This is a genomic window from Streptomyces sp. NPDC028991 (assembly GCF_055564775.1).
This window is the reverse complement of record NZ_JBVHVP010000006.1, coordinates 21,725-44,494: the sequence shown is the minus strand read 5'-3', so window position 1 is coordinate 44,494 and position 22,770 is coordinate 21,725. Positions and strand designations below refer to the sequence as shown.

Below are 22,770 nucleotides of genomic sequence, written 5' to 3'. Positions count from 1 at the left end.
CTCCACGCGCCACCCATCAGCACAGCGACGGAGCCCTCTCGACCAGTTCGCCGACCTTGCCGAGAGGGCTCTGCTCAGTCCGGTCCCGACCCTTCGTCAGCCCGGCTCAGCTCACCGGGAAGGCGATGTCGCACACCGGGTCCTCGGGGCCCGACGCCTCCCAGTCGGCGAAGTACACCTCACGGCACGGCCCCGCCACCGTCAGACCCCGGTCGGCGATCCACTCCTCCACCGCCTCGAAGGCGGCCAGGATCTGCGGATGGGCCACCTGCGCCTTGGTGATGCGGGTGTACGCCAGCCGCCGGGCCGGCTCCACCCGTACCCGCGACTGCCAGACCCGCCCCCGCTCCCCGCTCCACGCCCGGGCCGCCGCCTCGTCGGCGACCGGTACGCACGACTCCGCCGGTCCGTCGCTCTCCATCGACACCTCGGCGTGATAGACGACGAACGGCGCCGCCGTCACGCCCCCGCACCCCCGGGCCGCCTCCTCCAACCGTCCCAGCGAGGCACCGATCCACGCCGGCAGCTCCCCCGCCAGCGTGTGCCGGGTCTCGCTGATCACCACCTGCTCGGGCACATCCACCGTCTCGACCGCGAACTGTCCGTACACCTCGGAGCTCCTCCCCGAAAGACGCCCACGGAGGTAGCCGGCGAGCGTCCGCTGCCCGGCCACCCGGGCCTCCACTCCCGCCCAGTAGGCGTCGAGCAGACCGGCGGCCTCGGGCCCGTCCGCGTGGACCACGTCCGCCACCTTCGCGAGCGGCATGTCGAGCTGCCGCAGCAGTGCCACGAGCCGGGCGCGCTCGGTCTGGCCGGTGCGGTAGTAGCGGTAGCCGGTGGCCTCGTCCACATGGTCGGGCACCAGCAGGCCCATACGGTCGTACAGCCTGAGGGCCTTGGCCGACAGCCGGGCCCGCGCCGCGAACGCCCCGATGGTCAGCAACTCGTCGTCGCGTGCATCGTCCACGTCGTCATCCTCCGTCACCGGGCGGCCTGTTCCGCCCGGTGACGACGACGCTGCGGCCTGCCCCAGGGGCAAGGTCAACGGTCGGCCGGGCCCGGCCGACCGGACCGGGTCAGCCCGCCAGCCCCTCCTCCACGGCCGCCACGACCTCGGCCGCCTCCGGCTCGGTCTGCGGCGAGAAGCGGGCGGCGACCTTGCCGTCCCGCCCGATCAGGAACTTCTCGAAGTTCCAGCGGATGTCCCCGCTGTGTCCCTCGGCGTCGGCGAAGCCGGTCAGCCGCTCGTACAGCGGGTGCCGGTCCTCCCCGTTGACATCCACCTTCTCGGTCATCGGGAAGGTCACGCCGTACGTCGCCGAGCAGAACTCGGCGATCTCGCCGGCGCTGCCCGGCTCCTGGCCCAGGAACTGGTTGCACGGCACACCGAGCACGGTGAAACCCTGCTCCGCGTACCGCTCGTGCAGCCGCTCCAGGCCGGCGTACTGCGGGGTGAGCCCGCACTTGGAGGCCACGTTGACCACCAGTACGACCCGGCCCGCGTACTGGGCGAGGTCGGCGGACCCGCCCTGGAGGGCGTCGATCCGGACGTCGAGGGGAAAGCCGTCGCTGGGCTGTGTGTTCCGTGAGGTCGTCATGAGCGGATGCTAGCCCCGCGACATGTCCCGCCGGTCGGCGCGTCACTCGGCCTCGATTGGGTTAAGGACCGCCCGGCCGTTCCTGCCCGACCGAACCCTTGCATAGTCTAAGAGACTTGGAGGGACGCCTGGGAACAGGGAACGGCGGCTCTTGAGCGCTGCGACACCGGAGTAGTCATGACCGCGAAGAAGTCGCCATCCAGTTCGACGATGCTGTCCTGGATGCCCGTGGCGGCCATGGCCGTGGTCGCCTTCGTGGACCTCACGGCCGGGCCGGGGGTCGGGCTCCTGCCCCTGGTGTCGCTGGGTCCGGCGTTCGCCGGCCTGGTCGGCGGCTGGCGGCGTACGGCGGTGATCGGACTCGTCGCGCTGCTGCTCTGCCTGGGCCTCGGCCTGTACAACGGGCTCTTCGACCGCCCCCGCGGCTTCACCGCCATGGCGTCGGTGGCCGGCGTCACCGGCGTCGGGATCGCGGCGGCCGTGATGCGCTCCCGCCGGGAGGCGGAGCTGGCCAGCGTGCGGTCGATCGCGGAGGCGGCCCAGCGGGTCCTGCTGCGCCCGGTACCGCTGACCGCGGGCCCGCTGCACGCGGCCGTCTCGTACACCTCCGCGCTCGCCGAGGCCCGGATCGGCGGCGACCTGTACGAGGTGGTGGCCTCCCCGCACGGCGTCCGGGTGATCGTGGGCGACGTGCAGGGCAAGGGCCTGGCGGCGGTGGAGACCGCGGCCCGGGTCCTCGGCGCCTTCCGCGAGGCGGCGTACGACGAGAAGGACCTGGTCAAACTCGGTGAGCGGCTGGAACGCAGCGTCGCCCGCGAGCTGGAGGACGAGAAGTTCGTGACCGCGATCCTCGCCGAGATCGGCTACGACCACCAGGTCGTCCTCCTCAACTACGGCCACCCGGCCCCGATGATCGTCCGCCACGACGGCACCGCCGACTTCCCGGAGCCGCCCTCCTACGCCCTCCCGCTGGGCCTGGCCGTGCACGGCGGACCCGGCCCGGAACCGTTCCCGGTGCCCTTCACCCCCGGCGACCAGCTGCTCCTCTACACCGACGGCGTCACGGAGACCCGGGACGAGGAGGGCGGCTTCTACCCGCTCGCCGAACGCGCCCGCCTCCTGGCGGACTCCGACGTCCACCGCGCCCTGGAAGCCCTGCGCGAGGACCTCGTACGGCACGCGGCGGGACCGCACCACGACGACGCCGCGATGCTGCTGCTGCGGTACCAGGGCCACGGCGGTGCCGGGGGAGCGGCCGGTCCGGCGTGAGCGTTGCGGGTCTCGAAGGCGGTGGCGTCGTCGGGACCGTCGTCGAGCAGGGCTTCGAGCGCACGACGATCGTGGAGATCGCCGGCGCCGCCCGCGTCGCCCGCGTCGCCAAGAAGACGGTGACGGACTGCTTCCCGCGCAAGGAGGACCCGGCCCTCGACCACCAGGGCCGGTTCGTCGCCGCCCTGGCCGGCGCCGTGGCCGCGCGCGAACCGGGCGAGACCCCGCTGGCGGCCCTGCGCTGCCCTGCGCCGTGCCTTCCTGGCAGCGGTGGAGGCCCAGGATCCGGTCGCGGGCTTCGCCGGCCCGGCCTTCACCCGGATGATCGCCGACAGCCCCACCCTCACCGCCTGCCTGCGCGGCCTCCACGACCAGCGGGAGGAGGCGCTGACCGCGGCCCTGGCCGAGACCACGGACACCCCACCCGACGACATCACGCCCCGCACGGCCGCCGGCCTGCTGGGCGCAGTCCACCGCGTCCTGTTCACCCGTACCCGGGAACTGACCCTGGCCGGCCGCACCAACCCGGAGATCGCGCAAGCGCGCCCCGGTGGCGGCCCCTCAGTCGCCTCGCAGCGTTCTGACGACCGCGACGGCCTGGTCCAGCAAGTCGGCGGGGCAGCCCCAGTAGTCGTAGATGCCGCCGCGGGCGCGGTTGCTGCCGCAGACGACGAATACGCCGGTTCCCAGCTCGGCCTTGAGGTGGGTGGCCAGCCAGCCGACGAAACCGCTGTTGTCCCCCTGGCCGGCGAAGTGAAAGGAGAAGATCCCGAAACGCTCGACGCCGTCGCGTTCCCGGGTGAGCGGGACCAGGCGGCTCCAGCTCTCCCGGTCCCGGACGACCGCCAGCGTCTCGCCGGTGAGCGCCGGCGGCCGGTCGGCCGGAGACTCCTCAAAACACCAGACGCCGTCGTGCACGACGAGGTCGGCCTCGGAGATCACCCGACGCAGCCGCTCCTCGGTCTGCTCCGCGGTCTCCATACTCACACTGACCACCGGCGCGCCCCCTGATCCGTTACGCCGTGCTCCCACCCCGATCGGGGAGCACCGACCCGATCGCCTCCCCTGTCGGAACGAAGGCTCCTGACGGGGCGACTCTCGTCGCAACGCCCCGTCCCCGTCGTCTATTTCGGGTCGGCGGCGGTGAGGGCAACCGTCAGGGTCGCCCGGCATGCGCCTCGGCCGAGGGCCATGAGGGGTCAGGGGCAGGTGCCGTCGAAGATGTGCTCGAAGGAGCGGTGGGTCCCGGCCGTCTCCCCCTTCGCGGCGGCGGCCGGTTCCGGGTACTCGATGACGGGCACTGGCTTGCAGACCGCCCACTTCCGTGTGTCCTGGGAGTCGTCGAAGCCGAAGGTGCCGCTGGCCCCGCGCACGCAGTTGACGCAGCTCGCACCGGACTCGGTGCCGAGGATGCTCATGTTGACGACGGTGTTGTAGACGTCGTCATGAGTGGGCAGGACCGGGCCGGCGTCGTTGTCCTCGCCGCCGTTGATGTCGTCGTACGCCCGGCCGGTGGCCTGGGAGAGCACGGTGAAGGCGTCGTAGTACATGACCGCGTAGCCGTCGTCCAGAGGTTTGTTCCCCCACGGCTGCTGGTGTGCGGGGTCGCTTTGCAGCTTCGCCCGCAGCTTGTCGAACTGCTTCAGGAAGCCGCGGGGCCCGGCCGGGAGCTTCTCGTTCCCCGTCCAGGACCGGGTGTCGACGGAGGCGGCGCCCACGAGGGAGATCCGGGACTGCCGCAGCTGCTCGGTGATGTCCGGCGCGGTGGAATCGGGATCCATGCCGATCCCCACCTTCAGGATGCGCGTCGGCTGCCCGTGGTCGCAGGAGGGCTCGTTCGCCAGCCGGTCCACCAGATGGGGCAGATCGTGATCGCGTCCCGCGAAGAAGACCGTGTCGGCCTTGGTCAGACAGATGCTCCGGGCGGCGTCGGAGAAGCGCTGGGGGACGCCCTCGTCGTCGCCGGTCAGCCCCAGATAGGACGCCTGGCGTTGCTTCAGTCCGTACTTCTCACCGAAGTGCGCCAGGAAGACCTTCCGCAGGTCGGCGGAGTAGCTGTCCTGCTGCCGCCGGTCCGAGACGAGGAAACCCGTTCCGTTCCCCGGGTGGTCGTCGAGGTACTCCCGCAGCGCCTGGGCGAAGAGCTCGTTCGACGGGGAGGTCTTGAAGAGGTATCCGGCCTCCATCGTCGTCGAGGTGAGGACGGGGCCGATCGCCGGGATCCGGTGAGCGGAGAGCGCCGTGGCCGCGGCGAGCGTGTCCGGAGTGCTGCTTGGCATGCCGAACACGCCGACCAGCGGCGCCCTGTCGTCGTCGGTCATCCCGGCGAGCCGGTCGACGACGGGCTTCCACTGGTCCAGGTCCTTGCCGTCGTTCGCCAGCAGCAGCTGGTAGCGCGGCCCCGCCTGCGCGTTGGCCCGCAGTTGGGCGGCGTGCGCACCCGCCAGTGCGCGGGCGATCTGCTCCGTACTCATGGCGCTGGTGGCATCGGTGCTGAACGGCATCATGAGGGCGACCCGCACGTAGGGGACGCGGGCCTGCCCGTTCTCCGGTTCCGTCCAGCCCTTCTCCACCCGGGCGTTCTCGTCCGACACGGCGCGTATCAGGCCCTCCAGCTCCGGATCGCCCTCCAGGACTCCGGCAGTGACGCCCACACACTCGCCCCCGGCTGCCTCCAGCCCGCTGCCGCACTCCTCGGGCAGCAGCCGTACGACCACGAAGGCGAGCGCCGAGAGCAGCACCACACCCACCGCGAGGACGACGGCCTTGTCGGCCGGCCCCAGAGCCCGGTTCCTGAAACGGTTCAGCACGGTCCTCACTCCTCGTCTCGGCCGGCGCCGTCCTGGGCAGAGCCGTACGTCGGGTAGGGCTTTCGTTCGCGTGCCGCGGCCGGCCAGGCCCGAGCGGCCTCGTTGAGGACGGCACGCCCGGAGGGATGCCGCATCGACAGGAACGCCAGCTCGGAGCCGAGGTCGTCACACAGGTCGGGCAGGGGTTCCGCGTAGGTCTCGGAGAGATACCAGAGCGCGTGCAGCAGCCTGTTGACGGACCTGCGTACGTCGTCGGCCTCGGCGTGCCGGTGGTCATGGGCGCCGCGGGCGATCTCGGCGCGGTCGTCGGTCCATCCGTCCGCCGGGGGCCGGGGAGCCTCGGCCACATACCGGACGGTGTCCAGCCAGCGGCCCGCCTCCCAGTCGCCGAAGTACGCGGTCAGCGCGCTCACCACCGGATCAGCGTCCCCGGCCGCGAGGGTGTGGCGCAGCACATCGGGCTCATGCCCGGCTCCCCGCGCCGCGTGGTGCCCGCGCAGAAGAGCGTGCAGATCCCCCCAGCGCCGTCCCGGCGGGGCCGCCGCGGAGGCCGTACGGGCCTCGTGGAGCAGCAGGGCGCGCAGGAACGGATCGGGGACGAAACCCGTGGCGGGGGAGTCCGTCCGCAGACCTGTGGCGGGGGTGGTGCCGTCCGTCCGTGAACCCGGGGCGGGGGCGGCGCCGTCGGCCCAGGCCGTCCAGTGCTCCTCCTCCAGATACCGGGCGGCGGACGAGAGCCCGGCACCCGGGAGGCCGTCACCGGCCGGGGCGGACGCCGGCACCAGCGCCTGGGCGGCGGTCCGGTCGCGGGCCAGGGCGAGCTGCAGCAGATGGGCGCGCAGCTGGGGCTGCGGAATCAGCTGCTCCAGCAGCGTCTCGGCGACCGGGCGCCCCTCCTCGGTCGGCAGGTCGAGCAACTCCTCGGGTGCGACGTCGCGTTGTCCACTGGCGCGGACCACCGCCTCGCACAGCGTCCTGCTGCCCTGCGGGTGCCCCCGGGTCAGGGCGTGCAGAGCCGACGGCAGATTGCGGTGGAGCGGGCCCTCGGCCGGGTCGAGCATCAGCAGCAGGTCGTCGCGGGTCAGCGGTGTCAGGGGGATCACGAGCAGTCCCGCCGACGGCGAACCGGGGGCGGAGCGCTCCCAGCCCGAGGCATGGACCAGCTCGGCCGGTTCGCGGTGCGTCGCGTCCGGGTAGCGTCCCGCGCCGTCGCCCAGCCGGGTCGCGACGACGACCAGCGGGTCGCGGGTGTCGGAACCGGGCGCGGCACGGTGTTCGAGCAGCAGGTCGAGCACGCGCTGCCCGGCTGCGGTGTGCACGTTGTCCAGCAGGACCAGTGGCCGCGGTGTCCGGTTGATCCGCTGCCACCGGCCGTGGGCGTCGGTGAGGTCTTCGAGGAACGAGGCGATCAGGACGCGTTCGACCGCGTGCTGGAAGTCGCCGCCCTGGTGGAAGCGCAGGCTCAGTCGGATCAGGGCGGCCTCACCGTCCTCGGAGCCGGGCAGACGGCTCTGGTACCACTGGTGCACCAACCGTTCGACGCGACCACGGGTGTGCCGGCTGAAGTACTGCTGGACGACCGCCTCGGTGACCGGAGCCAGGTCGTGCCGGCGCCGGTCCGGGTCGGCGAGGCGCTCGCTGACGTCGTACGTCCAGTCGGTGCCGTCCGTATCGGTCGCGCCCTTCTCCAGGCCGCAGGCCACGAGGAGGCGCGCGATCCGGTCGCGGGCCAGTGACTGTTCGCCCTCGTTGCCGCGGTGCCAGCTGGACACGGCGAACAGTCCCGGCAGCAGACGGGAGAACCGCAGCCTCGCGGCGCCCGGGACGGTGGGAGCCAGTTCGCACACCAGCCGCTCCAGGATCTCGACCACGGCCGAGGTGTTGGCCGCCGCGGCACGGGACCACCGCACCTGTTCGATCTCGGCGGCATCGACCCTGCCGAGCGGAACGCGCCCGCGGTAGGCGTCCTCCAGGGAGTCCAGGATCGCGGTCCTGCCCATGCCGTGCCGACCGGTCAGCAGCGTCACGGGGAGGTCGTCGCGGTGTTCCTTGGCAACCAGCTCCCGCCGGTCGGCGGCCAGACCGACCAGACGGGGCACCAACGCGCGCAGGATGGGGTCCCGTCCGTACAAGGGCATCCGCATCCCTCTCCCCCCGTTCTGTCATTGTTTCCGGGTGCCGTCGTCGTACGGTGTGCTCCGGCCCTGTGTGCTCCGGTGCTCCGTGTGCTCCGGTTCCGTGTGCTCCGGTGCTCCGTGTGCTCCGGTTCCGTGTGCTCCGGGTGGCTCAGCTTCCCAGCAGCCGCCCGAGGGCTTGGCCGACGGCGTCCAGCAGGAACTGTCTGCCGATCGTGTCGGGGGCGGCCCCCAGCAGCCGCCGCATCCCTTCCATGAGCCCGCGCTGCCGGTCGGGCCGAGGACTACTGCCGTCAGCGTCCTCGCCCGCGCCGTCGCCGCGCGCCAGCGCATCCGCGCTGCGCAGCAGGGCCGCGCGGGACTCCGGGTCCAGGTCGAGTCCGGGTACCAGCTCGGTGATGAGCCGGGCGAGGTCGGCGGGCGCCAGTGCGGTGTGCACCTCGATGCTGTTGTGCACGCTGCTGTCGGAGTCGCCCTGGATGATGTGCCCGATTCTCTCGGCCACTATGTGGGTGCCCTGGACGGGCCGACGGCGCTCGCGCTGCTGGGCCGCATACGCGACGATGTCGGACGCGCCGCTGAGCACGGCACTCTCGCCCTGCGAGGTGAGCGCCACGTGTGAGCCGACGTCGTTGTGGAACGGCGGCCCCTCACAGGTGATCAGGTCCTCGTTGGCCAGGTAGGTGAGGGCACGGGCCACCTCGCTGCGGGAGAGGGGTTCACCGAGGAAGAAGACGTCCGGTGAATCGAGGAATCCGCTGATCCGCAGGGGCTGCCGGTGCGGGTTGGCGTGTATCCAGTGCAGTACGGCGCGTGCCGCGTGACGGCCTCGCTGCGCCGAGTTCGCGCGCAGGGCCTGCAGCCGGCGAGCCCGCTCCGCCCCGGCGGACCGGAGCGACACCAGGGGAGCACGCGTGTCCGTGCCGTGTCCGTCGTGGGAACTGATCAGCTCCTCGGCGCTCAGATGGTCGACGATGACCCGGACCGCGCTCATGGGGATGCTCTGCGAAGAGCCGAACTCCGCGCAGGAGACCTGCTGCCCCGGCACACCCTCCGCCCGGTCCCAGATCCACAGCAGAAGACGGGGACCGTATCGCTCGACGTACACGGCGAAGTCGTCATGGTCCCGGAACGCGGACGCTGAGGCAGACAATGACGGATCCTGTTCGTCTTCGGATCGACGGCTTGGCTGCGGCACCTACCCATCTTTCACCCGTGTAATCAGGCCGGTCATCTAATCCCAAAAGACCAACTCCGACTCAGTGACCCTCAGTTGGCCAAGACGTGCGCCGGTCCGAACCGGGGCATCCGGTGGCGCGGGCTGGTGATCACAGCTGCGGCTGCGCGTCCGGAAGGGTGTCGGCGCCTGGTGGTGCATCACTCACCGCGGGTCTCCAACAGGGCGTCACCGGTATCGGGCACCCTGGGCGGCCGCCCCTCCGGCTCGAAGAGGATCTCGCTCCGGGGTACTCCCGGAAGGCGGCCCGAGGTGCCGGTGCGGCACCGCACCGCGGTCACCGGGCGGCAGGGTGACCGCCGCCCGCCGCGCCGCCCCGCTGCTGTCCCTGGCCGAGACGAGTGCCGGCATCCGGGCCGCCCGCGCCGAACTCACCCGCCTCGACGAGGTCCTCAACACCAAGCCGCTGCCGGAGCCTCGCGCGCCGCGCGAACCGGCTGGTCATGACGTCGTGTTCGACGCGGTCACCTTCCAGCACGGCGACCGGGCGGTCGCCGACTGAGCGAAGCTGTCCGTACCCGAGGGAACGTGCGCCTCGGCCGCCCGGACGCCACCGACGCCGAGGTACGGGCCGCCGTCGCGGCCCGTCTCGACGAGGTGATCGAGCGGATGCCCGGCGGCTGGTCGGCGGACGTGAGCGAGGGCGGGGCGCTGCTGTCGGGCGGCGAGCGGCAGCGCGTCTCGATCACCCGCGCGCCGCTGAAGGACGCGCCGATCGTGCTGCTTGACGAGGTCACTTCGGCCCTGGACCCGGTGAACGAGGCGGCCGTCCAAACGAGGAAGGGCCAGTCAGGGAGGAACCCCCTCCTGAGCTGGCCCTTCTGGCTGTGCCCCCGGCAGGATTCGAACCTGCGACACCCGCTTTAGGAGAGCGGTGCTCTATCCCCTGAGCTACGAAGGCGGGGCTTGGGCGAAACCTTGTTCGGAGTGCGGTGAGCTGCTCCTGGCCAGGCTTCGTCAATCCCTGAGCGCCCGGGACCGGCGGCTGCGGCTCGTGCCGGGCAGAGGCCCGGCAGTGTGCCGCAGCGCTGCCAGAGCGCTCGGTCCACAGGGTACCGGATCGGCGCTCGGACGGGTGTCGGTGAGGGTGGGGCGCCGCCGACTCGATCGCCGTGTGGAGGGTGCTGAGGGGCGACATCGCCCCGGGGCTGCTGGGACACCTGTTCGCGGTGTTGTCCGTGGTGGGTGGCGGCGCGCTCTCGCCCGGGTCTCCTTTCGCCGGCTCCCGGCTGATAACGGCGCGATAGGTGCCCCATATCCGGCGCCAGCACAGTGGAGCCGATCTCGTTTCGAGGTGCCGAATCAATCCTGAGCCCCAACCTGAGCCCCAGAGGTGAACGCCATGAGTACGGACCCCAAGACGGTTGTGCACGGGATCCTGGCCGACGACCTGGAAGTGGACCCCGAGGAGATCACGGACAGCGCTCTGCTGCGGGACCTCGAACTGGACTCCCTCGCCGTCGCCGAGCTGATCGTCCGGATCAAGGAAGAGACGGGTGTGGACCTCGGCGGCGAGGAGACGCGGATCGCGGACCTCACGGTGGGGGAAGTCGTCTCGCTGGCCGACGCGGGTCTGGAAGCGGCGTGATCGAGGGGCCCGCCGCCATCACCGGTGCCGGACTGGTGACCCCGGCCGGCACCGATGCCGACTCCACCTGGACAGCGCTGTGTGCGGCCGGGTCCCTGGAATCCGGTGATCCGGAGCCGCTGGCCGGCACCGGCGCGTGGCACAGCCTGCGGGTGCCTCCCCTGCCGCCGGGCCGGCTGAGCGGGCGCGGCACCGCCCGCACCGACCCGTTCATCCGCTTCGCCCTGGCCGCCGTGGACGAGGCGCTGGCGCAGTCGCGGCTCGACCCCGGCACCTGGGACGGCAGCCGGGTCGGGATCGTGGTGGGCAGCGCCTTCGGCGGGGTGACCACGCACGACGAGCAGCACCGGCGGCTGGACCGGCACGGGCCCTCGATGGTCTCGCCGTATCTGCATCCGCGGTCCCTGATCAACATGGCGGCCGGTGCCCTCGGCGCGCGGTACGGGATCACCGGGCCCAGCCACACGGTGGCGGCCGCCTGTGCGTCGGGTGCCTCGGCGTTCGGTCTGGGCAAGACGCTGCTGGACGCCGGTGTCTGCGACACGGTGATCGCCTGCGGCACGGACGCGGCCGTCACCCCCCTCGTCGTCTCGGGGTTCGCCCGCATGGGTGCGCTCTCCGAGCAGAAGGGGCCCGACGCGTCCCGGCCGTTCGCCGCCGACCGGGACGGCTTCGTGATCTCGGAGGGTGCCGCGGCCGTCGTCATGGAGAAGCCGGCCAAGGCCCGCGCCCGCGGCGCCGACGTGCTCGGCCGGCTCCTCGGCCACGCCGACACCTCGGACGCCCACCACCCCACGGCCCCCCGCCCCGACGGAGCGGGTGCCGCGGCCGCGATCGAACAGGCGCTGGCCGCCGCGCGCATGTCGGTGCGGGACGTCACGACCGTCAACGCCCACGGCACCTCGACACCGCAGAACGACCAGACGGAGGCCCGGCTCATCGCCCGCCTCTTCCCCCACCGCCCGTCCGTCACAGCGAACAAGGGGCTGCTCGGTCACACCCTCGGCGCGGCCGGCGCCATCGAGGCCGTGCTGACCCTGCGCAGCCTGCGCGAGGGCACCCTGCCGCCCATCGCGCACACCGAGCGGGCCGACCCCGACCTGCCCGAACTGGATCTGGTCCTCGGCAGCGCGCGCCGCCACGGCGGGAACGTCGCGGTGAGCACGTCCTTCGGCTTCGGGGGCAGCAACTGCGCGCTGGTGCTGGACGCCTGACCGGCGCGGCCACCAGAGCACGCGGCCACCAGAGCACGCGGCCACGAGAGCACGCGGCCACGAGAGCACGCGGCCACCAGAGCACGCGGCCACGCGACCACCCAGCCACCCAGCCACGGACCGTGCGAACCATCCTGGAGAGTCCATGACGCAACGCGAAGAAGAGCTGGTCCGTGTCCTGTCCGGGCCCGAATTCGCCACGATCAGACCGGACGGCCTGAGCGTTCTCGACTACAGCCTGCTGACGCTGCGCCGGGCGCGGCTTCTCAACGGCGCCGGGTTCGCGGCGAACTCACTCTGGCTGGGCCGGGGCGACAGCGCCCGCTTCCCCGAGTTCCTCCGCACCATGGGCTGGATCGGCGCGTACGACCTGTCCCTGCTCAACGTCCTGGTCTCGCACCAGATCGCGGGCGACGCGCTGCTCAGCCACGGTGGTCCGGAGCAACTGGACGCCTGGGCGCCCGAGATCGACACGATGGACAGGACGTACTGCTTCGCCGGTTCCGAGCTGCTCGCCGGTTCGGACCTGAAGCAGGTGCGGACCACGGCGGCGTACGACCCGCACGAGCGGAGCCTGGTCCTGAACACGCCCGGGCCCGCCGACAGCAAGGTGTGGACCGGCAACAGCCTGCACACCGGCGACGTGGCCATGGTGCTGAGCCGGCTGGTGGTCGGCGGGCGGGACGAGGGGCATCACTGGCTGCGGGTCCCGCTGCGCGAGGACGGCACGGTGCTGCCCGGCGTGCGCATCGGACGGGCGGAGCCGAAGGGCGGCGTCACCGCCAACCAGACCGGCGTACTGACCTTCACGGACTACCGGCTCCCGCTGTCCGCCCTGATGAACCGCTGGGCGTCGATCGACGCGGACGGCACGTACCGGTCCCCGCTGCCGCGTCACCGGCGGTTCGAGGAGTGCCTGGCCACCTTCACCCACGAGCGGCTCTTCCCGTCGGTGGGGGCGGCGTACGCGCAGCTGCTCGCCTGCGCGATCACCACCCGTTTCGCGGCCGTCAAGGAGACCTTCGGCAGGCCGCTGCTCGGCCACGAGCACTACCGTATGCGGCTGTCGGCCGCCGTGGGCCGTTCGCTGGCCGCCCGGCACGCCATGGCGGCGCTGTCCGACATCGCCGTGGCCCGCAGCGCACAGCGGGCGCCGGCCCGCGACCAGGTGCTGCATGCCCTGATCTCCTGCGGGAAGTCCGGCTGCACCGGCGACGCCCGGCACACCCTCGCCGAGACGCGGGAGCTGTGCGGCGGGCTCGGCTACCACGACGCGAACCAGATCGCCCCGCTGCTGCACGACTACGAGATCGCCGTCACCTTCGGCGGGGACAACACCGTCCTCGGCTACCAGGCGACCCGGTTCGCCCTGCGCCACCGCGCGGACTTCGACGCCGTGCTCGACGAGGCGGTCGCCCCGGCCGCGCGGCTGGACGCCGCCCGCGTGCTGCGAACCCTCTGCAACACCCTGCTCGACCGCGTGGAACGGGACGGCGCGGGCGAGGCCAGTGCCCAGTGGACCCGCGCCGTCCACCAGACGCTCGCGCTCGGCCACTGGGCGGCCCACGCCGCGACCCCGCTCGCCGAGCGGCTGCTGGGGCAGTACGCGGCGGCCTGCGTGCTGGAACACGCCCTCGCCGGCCTGCGGGCCGGAATCCTCGACCAGGAAGCGGTGCTGCGGTTCGAGGCGGCCCGCCACGAGGCGGCCGGCGCGTCCCTGGACGACGACGCGCTGCTGCGGGAGCTGGCCGTACCCGAGGAACTCGTCACCGCGCCCATCGCCCACCCGGACTTCGCCGAACGCCACGCGGCCATGGCCCACGCCGGGGCCGCCCCCGCGGCGGCGTGGTCCGGGGCCTCGCGGGGAGGGGGCCGTCCATGACCGCGCCCTCCATGACCGCGCCCTCCATGACCGCCCACGACCGGGTCGGTGCGGTCGTCACCGGCCTGGGCACCTGCCTGCCGGAGACCGTGATCACCAACGACGAGGTGTCACGGCACCTCGACACGGACCACGCCTGGATCCACAGCCGTACCGGCATCGAACGTCGCCGCCGGGTCTCCGACCGGACCGGCACGGGGGACCTCGCCGTGGCCGCCGGGGCGGCCGCCCTGAAGTCCGCCGGACGGGACGACTGCGACCTCGTCCTGCTCGCGACCACGACCCCGGACCGGCGCTGCCCGGCCACCGCCCCTCGGGTGGCGTCGCGGCTGGGCCTGCGGTCCGCCGCCTTCGACCTGTCCGCCGTGTGCTCCGGGTTCGTCTACGGGCTGGCCGTGGCCGACTCGATGATCACCGCGGGCACCTGCGAGCGGGCCCTGGTCATCGGCGCGGACGTCTACTCCTCGATCGTGGACCCCGGCGACCGGGCCACGGCCGTCGTGTTCGGCGACGGAGCGGGCGCCGTGCTCCTGGAGCGCGGCCGGACCAGTGAGCCGGGCGCGGTGCTGCACACGGAACTCGGCAGCGACGGCACCGGCGACGACCTGATCACCATCCCCCCGGACGGCGACCACCTCACCATGCGGGGCAGCGACGTCTACGCCCGCGCGGTGACCACCATGACGGAATCCGCGCGTTCCGTCGCGGGGAAGGCCGGGTGGGACCTGGCGGACGTCGACGCCTTCGTCGGGCACCAGGCGAACATCCGCATCCTCAGGTCGGTGGCGAAGCGCCTCGGCCTGCCCCCGGAGCGCGTCGTGTCGAACATCGCGGACGTGGCCAACACCGCCGCCGCCTCCATCCCCCTCGCACTGGCCGACGCCGCCGCCGAAGGACGTGTCGGCTCCGGGGACCGGCTGCTGCTGACCGCCTTCGGCGGCGGCCTCACCTGGGGCTCCGCCGCCGTCATCTGGTCGGGTGCGGAACCCGTCCAGGAACTGCGGAGCTGACCCCACCGCCAGGACGTGGCCGACTCCACCGACACGAAGGGACAACGTGGTGCCGAAGCTGCGGATCGCAATCGTCGGAGGGGGCATCGGCGGCCTCGCCGCCGCCCTCGCCCTGACCAGAAAAGGCCACGAGGTACGCGTCCACGAGCAGGCGCCGGAACTCAAAGAGGCGGGCGTGGGCATGCACCTGGGCCCCAACGGCAGCCGCATCCTGGAGCGCTGGGGCCTGGGCGGGCGGCTGCGCACCCATGGCGTACGGCCCTCGGGGATGGAGGTGCGGGGCTGGTCGGACGGGGCCGCCCTGGTGCGTCAGCCGATGGGCGAGGAGTGGCTCGCCGAGTTCGGGGCGCCCTACTACACGATCCACCGTGCCGATCTGCACACGATGCTCGCCGAGTCGCTGCCGTCCGGCGTCGTGCGGGTGGGAAACCGGCTCGAGCGGTTCACCGGGACCGAACGCGAGGTCCGGCTGGAGTTCGCCGACGGCACCACCGCCGAGGCCGACGTCCTCATCGGCGCCGACGGCGCCCACTCGGTGGTGCGCCGCACGGTCGCCGGACCCGACACCGCGGTCTTCTCCGGGCAGAGCGCCTTCCGGGGCATCGTCGCCCGCGACCAGGTTCCCGGCCTGCCCGGCGACACCCTGCTGGTGTGGGCGGGGCCGGACGCCCGCATGCTGGCCTATCCGGTGCGCGGCGGGGAGTTCCTCACCTTCGTGGCCGTGGTGCCCGACCCGCGGTGGCGTCTGGAGTCCTGGAGCGCACCCGGCGACCTGGACGAGCTCGCCGCCGTCTTCGACGGCTGGAACCCCGACGTCAAGTCGTTGGTGGCCGCGGTACGGGAGGCACGGCGCTGGGCGCTGTACGACCGTGAGCCGCTCGCGCGCTGGGGCAGTGGCGCCGTCACCCTCCTCGGCGACGCGGCCCACCCGATGCTGCCCCACCACGGCCAGGGCGTCAGTCAGGCCGTCGAGGACGCGGCGGTCCTCGCGCACTGCCTCGACGCGGCGACCGGCACCGTGCCCGGGACTCCGGCCGCCCGACGGCGGATCGCGGCCGCGCTGGACGCCTACGAGGCCGTCCGCAGGCCGCACACCACCCGGGTCCAGCTCGGGTCCCGCGGCGGCGGTTCCCAGCGGCTGCGGCCCGACGAGGACGGTGAGGCGTCCACGGGCACGATGTCGTCCCTCGTCCAGGACGTGTCCTGGATCCAGCGGCACGACGCCGAGGCTGATCTGCCGCCCCTGACCTCCCCGCCCTCGCTGCCGTCCCTGCCCTCGCTGCCGCAAGTCCGCGACCCGCAAGTCCGCGACTCCGCGACCCGTGACTCCGTGACCCGCAACTCCGCGACCCGGGACCCGCAACTCCGCGATCCGCGACCCGTGACCCCGCGACCCGTACTTCCGTAGCCCTGTCCGTGCGAGAGAACCAAGGAGAACCCGATGTCCAACGACCTCGGCCGGCGACGGCTGATGACGACCACCCTCGGAACCGCCGCGGCCCTCGGCCTCGGCGCCGGCGGTCTGCTGACCGCCGCACCCGCCGGCGCCGCCGAGCGGCCTGCCACGCACCACGGCCACGGCGGCGACTTCCCGGACGTGCCCGGCATGCTGGGCGACCGCCGGGCCAACGAGCTCTGGTACCAGTTCGACGAGACCACGCTCTACAACGTGGGGCCGGAGCTGGAGCAGGCGTTCACCGACATCGCCGCCGCGCTCGGTGACAAATGGGAGCGGGCCATCTTCGACACCTGGATGGCCATGGCGGCCACCAGCGACTACCCGAACAACTTCATCGAGTACGTCACCCCCGTCAAGGGCCCCCTCCAGGTGCTCTCCAAGGCGCAACTCGGCGTCTTCGACACCTTCTACCGGCCCTACGGCCGCGGGATCGTGGGCGCCTTCGCGGACTTCGCGCAGGGCGTGCTCTACGACCCGCGCCGGGAGCGCCCGGTGCACACCATGAACGGCAACCCGCCCCCCGGCTACCACATCTGGTTCATCTTCATGCGGTCCATGACGCTGCTGGACATCGACCGCCACCGCTGGGAGCGGATGGCGCCGATCAACGCCATGGCCTGGGCGTTGCAGGCGATCGCCAAGCCCACCCAGATGGAGGTCAAGGAGCCGCTGCCCCGCGCGGTCGTGGCGCGCGAGGCGGCGAAGTGGCTGCCGCGCGGCGTGCGCCGCCTCGACCGCGACTTCCTGTCCTACCCGCTCCCCGAAGGCATGAGCTGACGGACGCCGCGCGTCCGGGAGGAGACACATGCGTACCGGAATCTGGTTGGTGGGCGCCCGCGGCTCGGTGGCCACGACGACCGTCGTGGGCGCCGCCGCGCTGCGCGCGGGGCTGGTGCCGGCCACCGGCTGTGTGAGCGCGCTCGAGCCCTTCGACGACGTGCCGCTGCCCGGCTTCGACGACCTGGTGTTCGGCGGCCACGACGTCGTCGACACGGGCCTGGTCAAGCGGGCCGAACAGCTCGCCGAGGCAGGCGTCGTCCCCCGCGGTCTGCCCGGCGTGCTGACGGCGGAGCTCGACACGGCCGACGCCGAGATCAGGCCCGCGCCACCGGGGACGGAGACCGGCGACCAGGCGGCGGCCGCCGAGGCACTCGTCGCCGACCTCACCGGGTTCCGGGAACGTCTCGGCCTGGACCGGGTCGTCGTCGTGAACGTCTCCTCCACGCAGCCGCCCGCCGCACCGCACCCCGGCCACGCCTCGGCGGCCGCGCTGCGTGGGGCCCTGTCCCGGGGTGAGCGGCCGCTGCCCGTCAGCTCCCTGTACGCCTACGCGGCGCTGCGGGCCGGCTGCGCCTTCGTCGACTTCACGCCGTCGACGGGGGCGCGCCTGCCCGCCCTGGACGACCTCGCCCGGGAGCAGCGCCTGCCCTATGCCGGCAGCGACGGCAAGACCGGGGAGACCCTGGTCAAGTCGGTGCTCGCGCCGATGTTCGCCCGGCGGGCCCTGCGCGTGCGTTCCTGGCACGGCACGAACCTGCTCGGCGGCGGTGACGGCGCCACCCTGGCGGACCCTGAGCGCGTCGTCAGCAAGAACGCCTCCAAGGGACTGGTCCTCGAGGCGGAGCTCGGCCGGCCCGTCGAGGGCGGCGTGCACATCCACCACGTCCCCGACCTGGGGGAGTGGAAGACCGCCTGGGACCACGTGACGTTCGAGGGCTTCCTCGGGGCCCGGATGACCCTGCAGTTCACGTGGCAGGGCTGCGACTCCTCGCTGGCCGCGCCGCTCGTCCTGGACCTGGCCCGGTTCATGGCCCTCGCCCACCGCACCGGAGCCGTCGGACCGGTGCCGGAACTGGGCTTCTTCTTCAAGGACCCGGTCGGCACCACCGAGCACGACCTCGCGGCGCAGTACGCCCGCCTGGTCGACTGGGCCCGCACGGCGGGGGCTTCGGCGTGAGCTCCCTGCCGCGGGCGGCCCTGCCGTGCGCGCGCGACCTGGCCCGGCTGGTCCGGGCTCCGGCCGCGCTGTCCGTGCCCGGGGACGTCGTCGCCGGGGCGGCGGCGGCGCGGCTCCCGCTGCGCCCCGCCCTGCTCGGCATGGTGGCCTCCTCGGTCTGCCTGTACTGGGCGGGAATGGCACTCAACGACTACGCGGACCGTGACCTCGACGCGGTCGAGCGGCCCGAACGCCCCATCCCCAGCGGTGCGGTCACCCCGGCCGCGGCCCGCGTGGTCGCCGGCGGCCTCACCGCGGCGGGCCTCGGCCTCGCGGTGCTCGCCCGCGGCCGCCGGGGCCTGGTGACGGCGCTGCCGCTGGCCGGCGTCGTCTGGGCCTACGACCTCGCGCTCAAGTCCACCCCGGCCGGCCCCGCGGCGATGGCGACGGCCCGCGCGCTGAACGTGCTGGGCGGCGCGGGGCCCGGCGGACTGCGCCGCGCCCTGCCCGCGGCGGCCACGGTCGGTCTGCACACCGGCATGGTCACGCGGCTGAGCCGGTACGAGGTCGGCGGCGCGCCGCGTGCGGTCCCCAGGCAGGCACTGGCCGTCGGCGGCGCGGTCAGCGCGGCCGTGCTCCTGCACGGACGCCGACGGCCGCTCGCGGACCGGGCGTCCGCGGCGGTGCTCACGGCGGTGTACGCGTACGGCGGTTCGGCGGCCCAGATCACCGCCGCCCGGGCCCCGTCGGCGCCGCACGTCCGGCAGGCGGTGGCCGCCGGCATCCACGCGCTGATCCCGTTGCAGGCGGCGTTGACCGCGACCGCGGGGCGCGGCGCCGTGGGCGCCGCGCTCGCCTGCGCGCTTCCGTGGGCCCGCCGTCTCGGCAGAAAGGTGTCCCCCACATGACCGCCGGCACGAGGTTCGGATACGGCACCAACGGTTTCGGCGACCACCCACTGGAGGACGCGCTGGCCGTCCTCGCGGACCTGGGCTACGAGGGCGTCGGACTCACCCTGGACCCGCGGCACCTCGATCCGTTCGCCGGCGACCTGGCGCGGCGGCTGCGGCGGCTCGCGGCGCGGCTCGACCGTCTCGGACTCGCCGTCGTCGTCGAGACCGGCGGCCGCTACGTGCTGGACCCCTGGCGCAAGCACCAGCCGGTGCTGATGTCCGCCCAGGGGGCGGAGCGCCGGGTCGACCTCCTGCTGCGCGCCGTCCGGATCGCCGCCGACCTGGGCGCCGAGTCCGTGTCCTTCTGGAGCGGCGCCGCTCCCGCCGACACCCCCCGGCAGATCGTGTGGGACCGGCTGCTGTCCGGCTGCGCCACGGTCGTCGAGGCCGCCGCGGCGGCCGGGGTCACCCTGGGCTTCGAGCCCGAGCCCGGCATGTTCGTGGACACCCTCGACGCCTACGACGAACTGCACGGCCGGCTCGGCGGTCCGCGCACGCTCGGTCTCACCCTGGACATCGGGCACTGCCGCTGCCTGGAACCGGAGCCGGTGGCCGACTGCGTACGGCGCTGTGCGGACCGGCTCGTCAACGTGCAGATCGAGGACATGCGCCGGGGCGTCCACGAACACCTGGAGTTCGGCAGCGGAGAGATCGACTTCCCGCCCGTGCTGTCCGCCCTGGCCGGCACCGGCTACCGCGGGCTGGTCTCGGTGGAACTGCCCCGGCACAGCCACGCCGCCCCGGAGGTCGCCCGGCGCTCCCTGGACTTCCTGCGCGCGGCCGAAGCCCGGGCCCGCGACACGGCACGGGGAGCGGCCGCGTGAACGCCGCCGCCAACGCCGCCAACGCCAATGCCGCCGCCAACGCCGCCGACGTTGCCGTCGCCCCCGTCGCCCCCGTGACCACCCCTCTCCCCGCCGTACTCGCCGCCGCCCTTCCCGCGTCCGCCGCCGAATGGCTGGGGCGGGCGTGTGAAGCCGTGCGGAGCGAACCGGGGGACGTCGACGGGCTCTTCGCGGTCGCCGCGCGTCGTTGCGGACGTGCCGCCCTGCGCCTCGGTCCGCTGGCGGGGCCCGCGTGGAGCGTGGACGACGCCGTCCGCACGCTGTTGCTGGCCGCGCTTCCCGTGCGCGGTGACGAGCTGGCGGCCGTCGTGTCGCGTCTGTACCGCGCCGGGGGCGGGCCCGAACGGCGGGCCGTGCTGCGGTCGCTGGAGCTGCTGGCGGCCGTCGGCGGCCTCGGTGACCGTGGGCTGCCGCTGGTCGAGGACGCGGTCCGGTCCAACGACCTCCGGCTGATCGCCGCCGCCCTGGGCCCGTACGGGGCTCGCCGGCTCGACGCTCCCGCCTACCGGCAGGCCGTGCTCAAGTGCGTGTTCGTCGGCGTCCCCCTGGACCGGGTGGCGGGTGTCGGCGAACGCGCGGACTCCGAACTCGCCCGGATGATGGCCGACTTCGCCGCCGAGCGGCGCGCCGCGGGCCGGCCGGTCCCGCCCGACGTCATCGAGTACCTGCACACCCACCCCGTATCCACGGAGGTCACGGCGTGACGCGCATCTTCGACCCGCACATCCACATGACGTCCCGCACCACCGACGACTACGAGGCGATGGCCGCCGCCGGAGTCCGGGCGCTGGTCGAGCCCGCCTTCTGGCTGGGGCAGCCGCGCACCGGGGTCGGCTCGTTCACCGACTACTTCGACTCGCTCCTCGGCTGGGAGCCCTACCGTGCCGAGCAGTTCGGCATCCGGCACCACTGCGCGCTGGCCCTGAACCCCAAGGAGGCCAACGACCCCCGTCTGGCCGGCGTGCTGGACGTACTGCCCGGTTACCTGGTCAGGGACCGGGTGGTGGCGGTCGGCGAGGTCGGCTACGACTCCATGACGCCGCAGGAGGACAAGGCGTTCTCGGTGCAGCTGGAGCTCGCCGACCGCCATGAACTGCCCGTCCTGGTGCACACCCCGCACCGTGACAAGGCCAACGGCACCCGCCGCACCCTCGACGTGATCCGCGAGTCCGGCACCGACCCCGGCCGGGTCGTCGTGGACCACCTCAACGAGGTGACGGTCCGCGACGTCGCGGACAGCGGCTGCTGGATGGGCTTCTCGATCTATCCCGAGACCAAGATGAGCGAGGACCGCATGGTCGCGCTGCTGCGCGAGTACGGCACCGAGCGGATCCTCGTCAACTCCGCCGCGGACTGGGGCCGCAGCGACCCGCTGAAGACCCGGCGCACCGCCGACGCCATGCTCGCCGCCGGGTTCGGCGAGGACGACGTCGACCAGGTGCTGTGGCGCAACCCGGTCGCCTTCTACGGCCAGAGCGGACGCCTCGAACTCGACGGGCCCGACGGCCGCGACGGCCCTGATGGCCCCGATGGCCCCGACGGACCCGGAGGAACACCCGCCGAGTTCGAGGGCAGCTCGATCCACCGAGGGCAGAGGTAGCGGAACGTGCGACTGAGGCACCCCGACGGCACCACCGTCCACCTGGCCTACTGCACCAACGTCCACGCGGCGGAGGACCTCGACGGCGTCATCGCCCAGCTGGCCCGCTACGGGGAGCCGGTGCGCGAGCGGCTCGGCGCCGACCGGATCGGCCTGGGCCTGTGGCTGGCCGCGCCGGTCGTGACGGCGCTCGCCGCGGACCGGTCCGCGCTCGACCTGCTCCGCAAGGAGCTGGTCCTGCGCGGCATCGAGGTCGTCACCCTCAACGCCTTCCCCTACACGGGCTTTCACGCCCCGATCGTCAAGAAGAGCGTGTACCGGCCCGACTGGACGGAGCGTCCCCGCCTCGACCACACCCTGGCCTGCGCCCGCGTCCTCGCGGAACTGCTGCCGTCCGACGCCGTCCGCGGCTCCGTCTCCACCCTGCCGCTGGCCTGGCGCGAACCGTGGTCGCCGCACCGCCACGACCTCGCCCGGCGCCACCTCGACCTGCTGGCCGAGGGCCTCGCCGGCGTAGCCGCGGCCACCGGGCGCACCGTGCGGGTGGGGTTCGAACCCGAGCCGGGCTGCCTGATCGAGACGACCGGCCAGGCAGTGGAGTGGCTCGCGGACGCGGACCACACGTGGCTGGGGGCCTGTGTGGACACCTGCCACCTCGCCGTGGCCTTCGAGGAGCCCGGCCCCGCGCTCACCCGGCTCGCCGGGGCACTGCCCGTCGTCAAGACCCAGGCGTCCTGCGCGGTGCACGCCGACCGGCCGGCCGATCCGGCCGCACGCGCCGCGCTGGCGGACTTCGCCGAGCGGCGGTTCCTCCACCAGACCCGGCAGGCGGCACCGGGCGGCCCCCTGGCCGCCGACGACCTGCCCGAGGCGCTCGGCGGCGCGCTGTCCGGCGACGCGCCGTGGCGCATCCACTACCACGTGCCCGTACAGCGCGACCTGCCGCCACCCCTGCGCAGCACCCGTCCCGAACTGGTGGCGGCGCTGACCACGCTGCTCGGCGGCCCGGCCGCGCTCACCGACCACGTGGAGGCCGAGACGTACACGTGGCCGGTGCTGCCCGGCGCGCCCGCCGGCCGCGGCCTCGCCGACCGAGAGCTGGTCGACGGCATCGCCGGTGAACTCGCCTGGACCCGCGACACCCTGACCGCCCTCGGCCTGACGGAGGAGAGCACACCGTGAAGCGCCTGCTCGTGCTGGACGTCGTGGGGCTCACCCCGCGGCTGCTGGCCCA

19 protein-coding genes, 1 tRNA gene and 2 pseudogenes are annotated in these 22,770 nt (G+C 73.4%); 15 read left to right on the top strand and 7 right to left on the bottom strand.

Annotation, left to right across the window (positions count from 1 at the left end; all coding sequences use genetic code 11):
- Window positions 1-106: 106 nt before the first annotated feature.
- On the bottom strand, window positions 107-967 hold the full coding sequence (locus ACZ4V1_RS15175) for a MerR family transcriptional regulator (protein WP_468334940.1): 861 nt from the start codon (window positions 965-967) through the stop codon (window positions 107-109).
- A 109-nt stretch (window positions 968-1,076) separates the two neighbouring features.
- A complete protein-coding gene (locus tag ACZ4V1_RS15170; RefSeq protein ID WP_468334937.1) occupies window positions 1,077-1,598 on the bottom strand; it encodes a glutathione peroxidase in 522 nt (173 codons plus the stop codon).
- 177 nt (window positions 1,599-1,775) lie between these two features.
- On the opposite strand from ACZ4V1_RS15170, the gene ACZ4V1_RS15165 reads away from it, so the two are divergent.
- Window positions 1,776-2,867, top strand: coding sequence for a PP2C family protein-serine/threonine phosphatase (locus ACZ4V1_RS15165; protein ID WP_468334934.1), 1,092 nt, complete (start codon window positions 1,776-1,778; stop codon window positions 2,865-2,867).
- A pseudogene (locus ACZ4V1_RS15160) lies at window positions 2,864-3,407 on the top strand (acyl-CoA-like ligand-binding transcription factor); the annotation flags it as partial. The gene ACZ4V1_RS15165 and the pseudogene ACZ4V1_RS15160, both read left to right, overlap by 4 nt.
- Window positions 3,408-3,428: 21 nt before the next feature.
- Here the strand turns inward: ACZ4V1_RS15160 and ACZ4V1_RS15155 are convergent.
- From ACZ4V1_RS15155 to ACZ4V1_RS15140, 4 genes are all read right to left on the bottom strand, one after another.
- Window positions 3,429-3,848 carry a DUF6196 family protein gene (locus ACZ4V1_RS15155; protein ID WP_468335673.1) on the bottom strand — a complete coding sequence of 140 codons (420 nt, stop codon included), beginning with the start codon at window positions 3,846-3,848 and terminating at the stop codon, window positions 3,429-3,431.
- 218 nt (window positions 3,849-4,066) lie between these two features.
- Window positions 4,067-5,677 (bottom strand): type 1 periplasmic-binding domain-containing protein, encoded by a 1,611-nt coding sequence (locus tag ACZ4V1_RS15150; RefSeq protein ID WP_468334931.1) that lies wholly within the window; start codon window positions 5,675-5,677, stop codon window positions 4,067-4,069.
- 5 nt (window positions 5,678-5,682) lie between these two features.
- Window positions 5,683-7,815: an ATP-binding protein gene (locus ACZ4V1_RS15145; protein WP_468334929.1), complete on the bottom strand. Its 2,133-nt coding sequence runs from the start codon at window positions 7,813-7,815 to the stop codon at window positions 5,683-5,685.
- Window positions 7,816-7,963: 148 nt separating this feature from the next.
- Window positions 7,964-8,965, bottom strand: a complete 1,002-nt coding sequence (locus ACZ4V1_RS15140) for a hypothetical protein (protein WP_468334926.1) — start codon at window positions 8,963-8,965, stop codon at window positions 7,964-7,966.
- Window positions 8,966-9,341: 376 nt separating this feature from the next.
- Between ACZ4V1_RS15140 and ACZ4V1_RS15135 the strand changes: the two are divergent.
- Window positions 9,342-9,820 (top strand): annotated as a pseudogene (locus ACZ4V1_RS15135) (ATP-binding cassette domain-containing protein); the annotation flags it as partial.
- Window positions 9,821-9,877: 57 nt separating this feature from the next.
- On the opposite strand, the gene ACZ4V1_RS15130 reads toward ACZ4V1_RS15135, so the two are convergent.
- Window positions 9,878-9,950 (bottom strand) — tRNA-Arg (locus ACZ4V1_RS15130).
- A 441-nt stretch (window positions 9,951-10,391) separates the two neighbouring features.
- Between ACZ4V1_RS15130 and ACZ4V1_RS15125 the strand changes: the two genes are divergently transcribed.
- From ACZ4V1_RS15125 to eboE, 12 genes are all read left to right on the top strand, one after another.
- The gene (locus ACZ4V1_RS15125; RefSeq protein WP_468334923.1) at window positions 10,392-10,637 is read left to right on the top strand and encodes a phosphopantetheine-binding protein; all 246 of its coding nucleotides are present in this window, start codon (window positions 10,392-10,394) and stop codon (window positions 10,635-10,637) included.
- Complete coding sequence (locus tag ACZ4V1_RS15120) at window positions 10,634-11,851, top strand: beta-ketoacyl-[acyl-carrier-protein] synthase family protein (RefSeq protein ID WP_468334920.1); 1,218 nt, start codon at window positions 10,634-10,636, stop codon at window positions 11,849-11,851. The genes ACZ4V1_RS15125 and ACZ4V1_RS15120 overlap by 4 nt, the downstream gene beginning before the upstream one ends.
- A 145-nt stretch (window positions 11,852-11,996) precedes the next feature.
- A complete protein-coding gene (locus ACZ4V1_RS15115; RefSeq protein WP_468334918.1) occupies window positions 11,997-13,733 on the top strand; it encodes an acyl-CoA dehydrogenase family protein in 1,737 nt (578 codons plus the stop codon).
- Window positions 13,730-14,743, top strand: coding sequence for a beta-ketoacyl-ACP synthase III (locus ACZ4V1_RS15110; RefSeq protein WP_468334915.1), 1,014 nt, complete (start codon window positions 13,730-13,732; stop codon window positions 14,741-14,743). Before ACZ4V1_RS15115 ends, ACZ4V1_RS15110 begins: the two co-directional genes overlap by 4 nt.
- A 46-nt stretch (window positions 14,744-14,789) precedes the next feature.
- The gene (locus ACZ4V1_RS15105; RefSeq protein WP_468334912.1) at window positions 14,790-16,151 is read left to right on the top strand and encodes an FAD-dependent monooxygenase; all 1,362 of its coding nucleotides are present in this window, start codon (window positions 14,790-14,792) and stop codon (window positions 16,149-16,151) included.
- 33 nt (window positions 16,152-16,184) lie between these two features.
- Window positions 16,185-16,979: a hypothetical protein gene (locus ACZ4V1_RS15100; protein WP_468334909.1), complete on the top strand. Its 795-nt coding sequence runs from the start codon at window positions 16,185-16,187 to the stop codon at window positions 16,977-16,979.
- Window positions 16,980-17,007: 28 nt separating this feature from the next.
- On the top strand, window positions 17,008-18,159 hold the full coding sequence (locus tag ACZ4V1_RS15095) for an inositol-3-phosphate synthase (protein WP_468334906.1): 1,152 nt from the start codon (window positions 17,008-17,010) through the stop codon (window positions 18,157-18,159).
- Window positions 18,156-19,046 (top strand): SCO3242 family prenyltransferase, encoded by an 891-nt coding sequence (locus tag ACZ4V1_RS15090; RefSeq protein WP_468334903.1) that lies wholly within the window; start codon window positions 18,156-18,158, stop codon window positions 19,044-19,046. The genes ACZ4V1_RS15095 and ACZ4V1_RS15090 overlap by 4 nt, the downstream gene beginning before the upstream one ends.
- Window positions 19,043-19,915: a sugar phosphate isomerase/epimerase family protein gene (locus tag ACZ4V1_RS15085; RefSeq protein ID WP_468334901.1), complete on the top strand. Its 873-nt coding sequence runs from the start codon at window positions 19,043-19,045 to the stop codon at window positions 19,913-19,915. The genes ACZ4V1_RS15090 and ACZ4V1_RS15085 overlap by 4 nt, the downstream gene beginning before the upstream one ends.
- Window positions 19,912-20,640: an EboA domain-containing protein gene (locus tag ACZ4V1_RS15080; protein ID WP_468334898.1), complete on the top strand. Its 729-nt coding sequence runs from the start codon at window positions 19,912-19,914 to the stop codon at window positions 20,638-20,640. Before ACZ4V1_RS15085 ends, ACZ4V1_RS15080 begins: the two co-directional genes overlap by 4 nt.
- Entirely contained in the window at window positions 20,637-21,536 is a 900-nt protein-coding gene (locus ACZ4V1_RS15075) for a TatD family hydrolase (RefSeq protein WP_468334895.1), read from the top strand. The genes ACZ4V1_RS15080 and ACZ4V1_RS15075 overlap by 4 nt, the downstream gene beginning before the upstream one ends.
- A 6-nt stretch (window positions 21,537-21,542) precedes the next feature.
- A complete protein-coding gene (gene eboE, locus ACZ4V1_RS15070; protein ID WP_468334892.1) occupies window positions 21,543-22,718 on the top strand; it encodes a metabolite traffic protein EboE in 1,176 nt (391 codons plus the stop codon).
- Window positions 22,719-22,770: the final 52 nt, after the last annotated feature.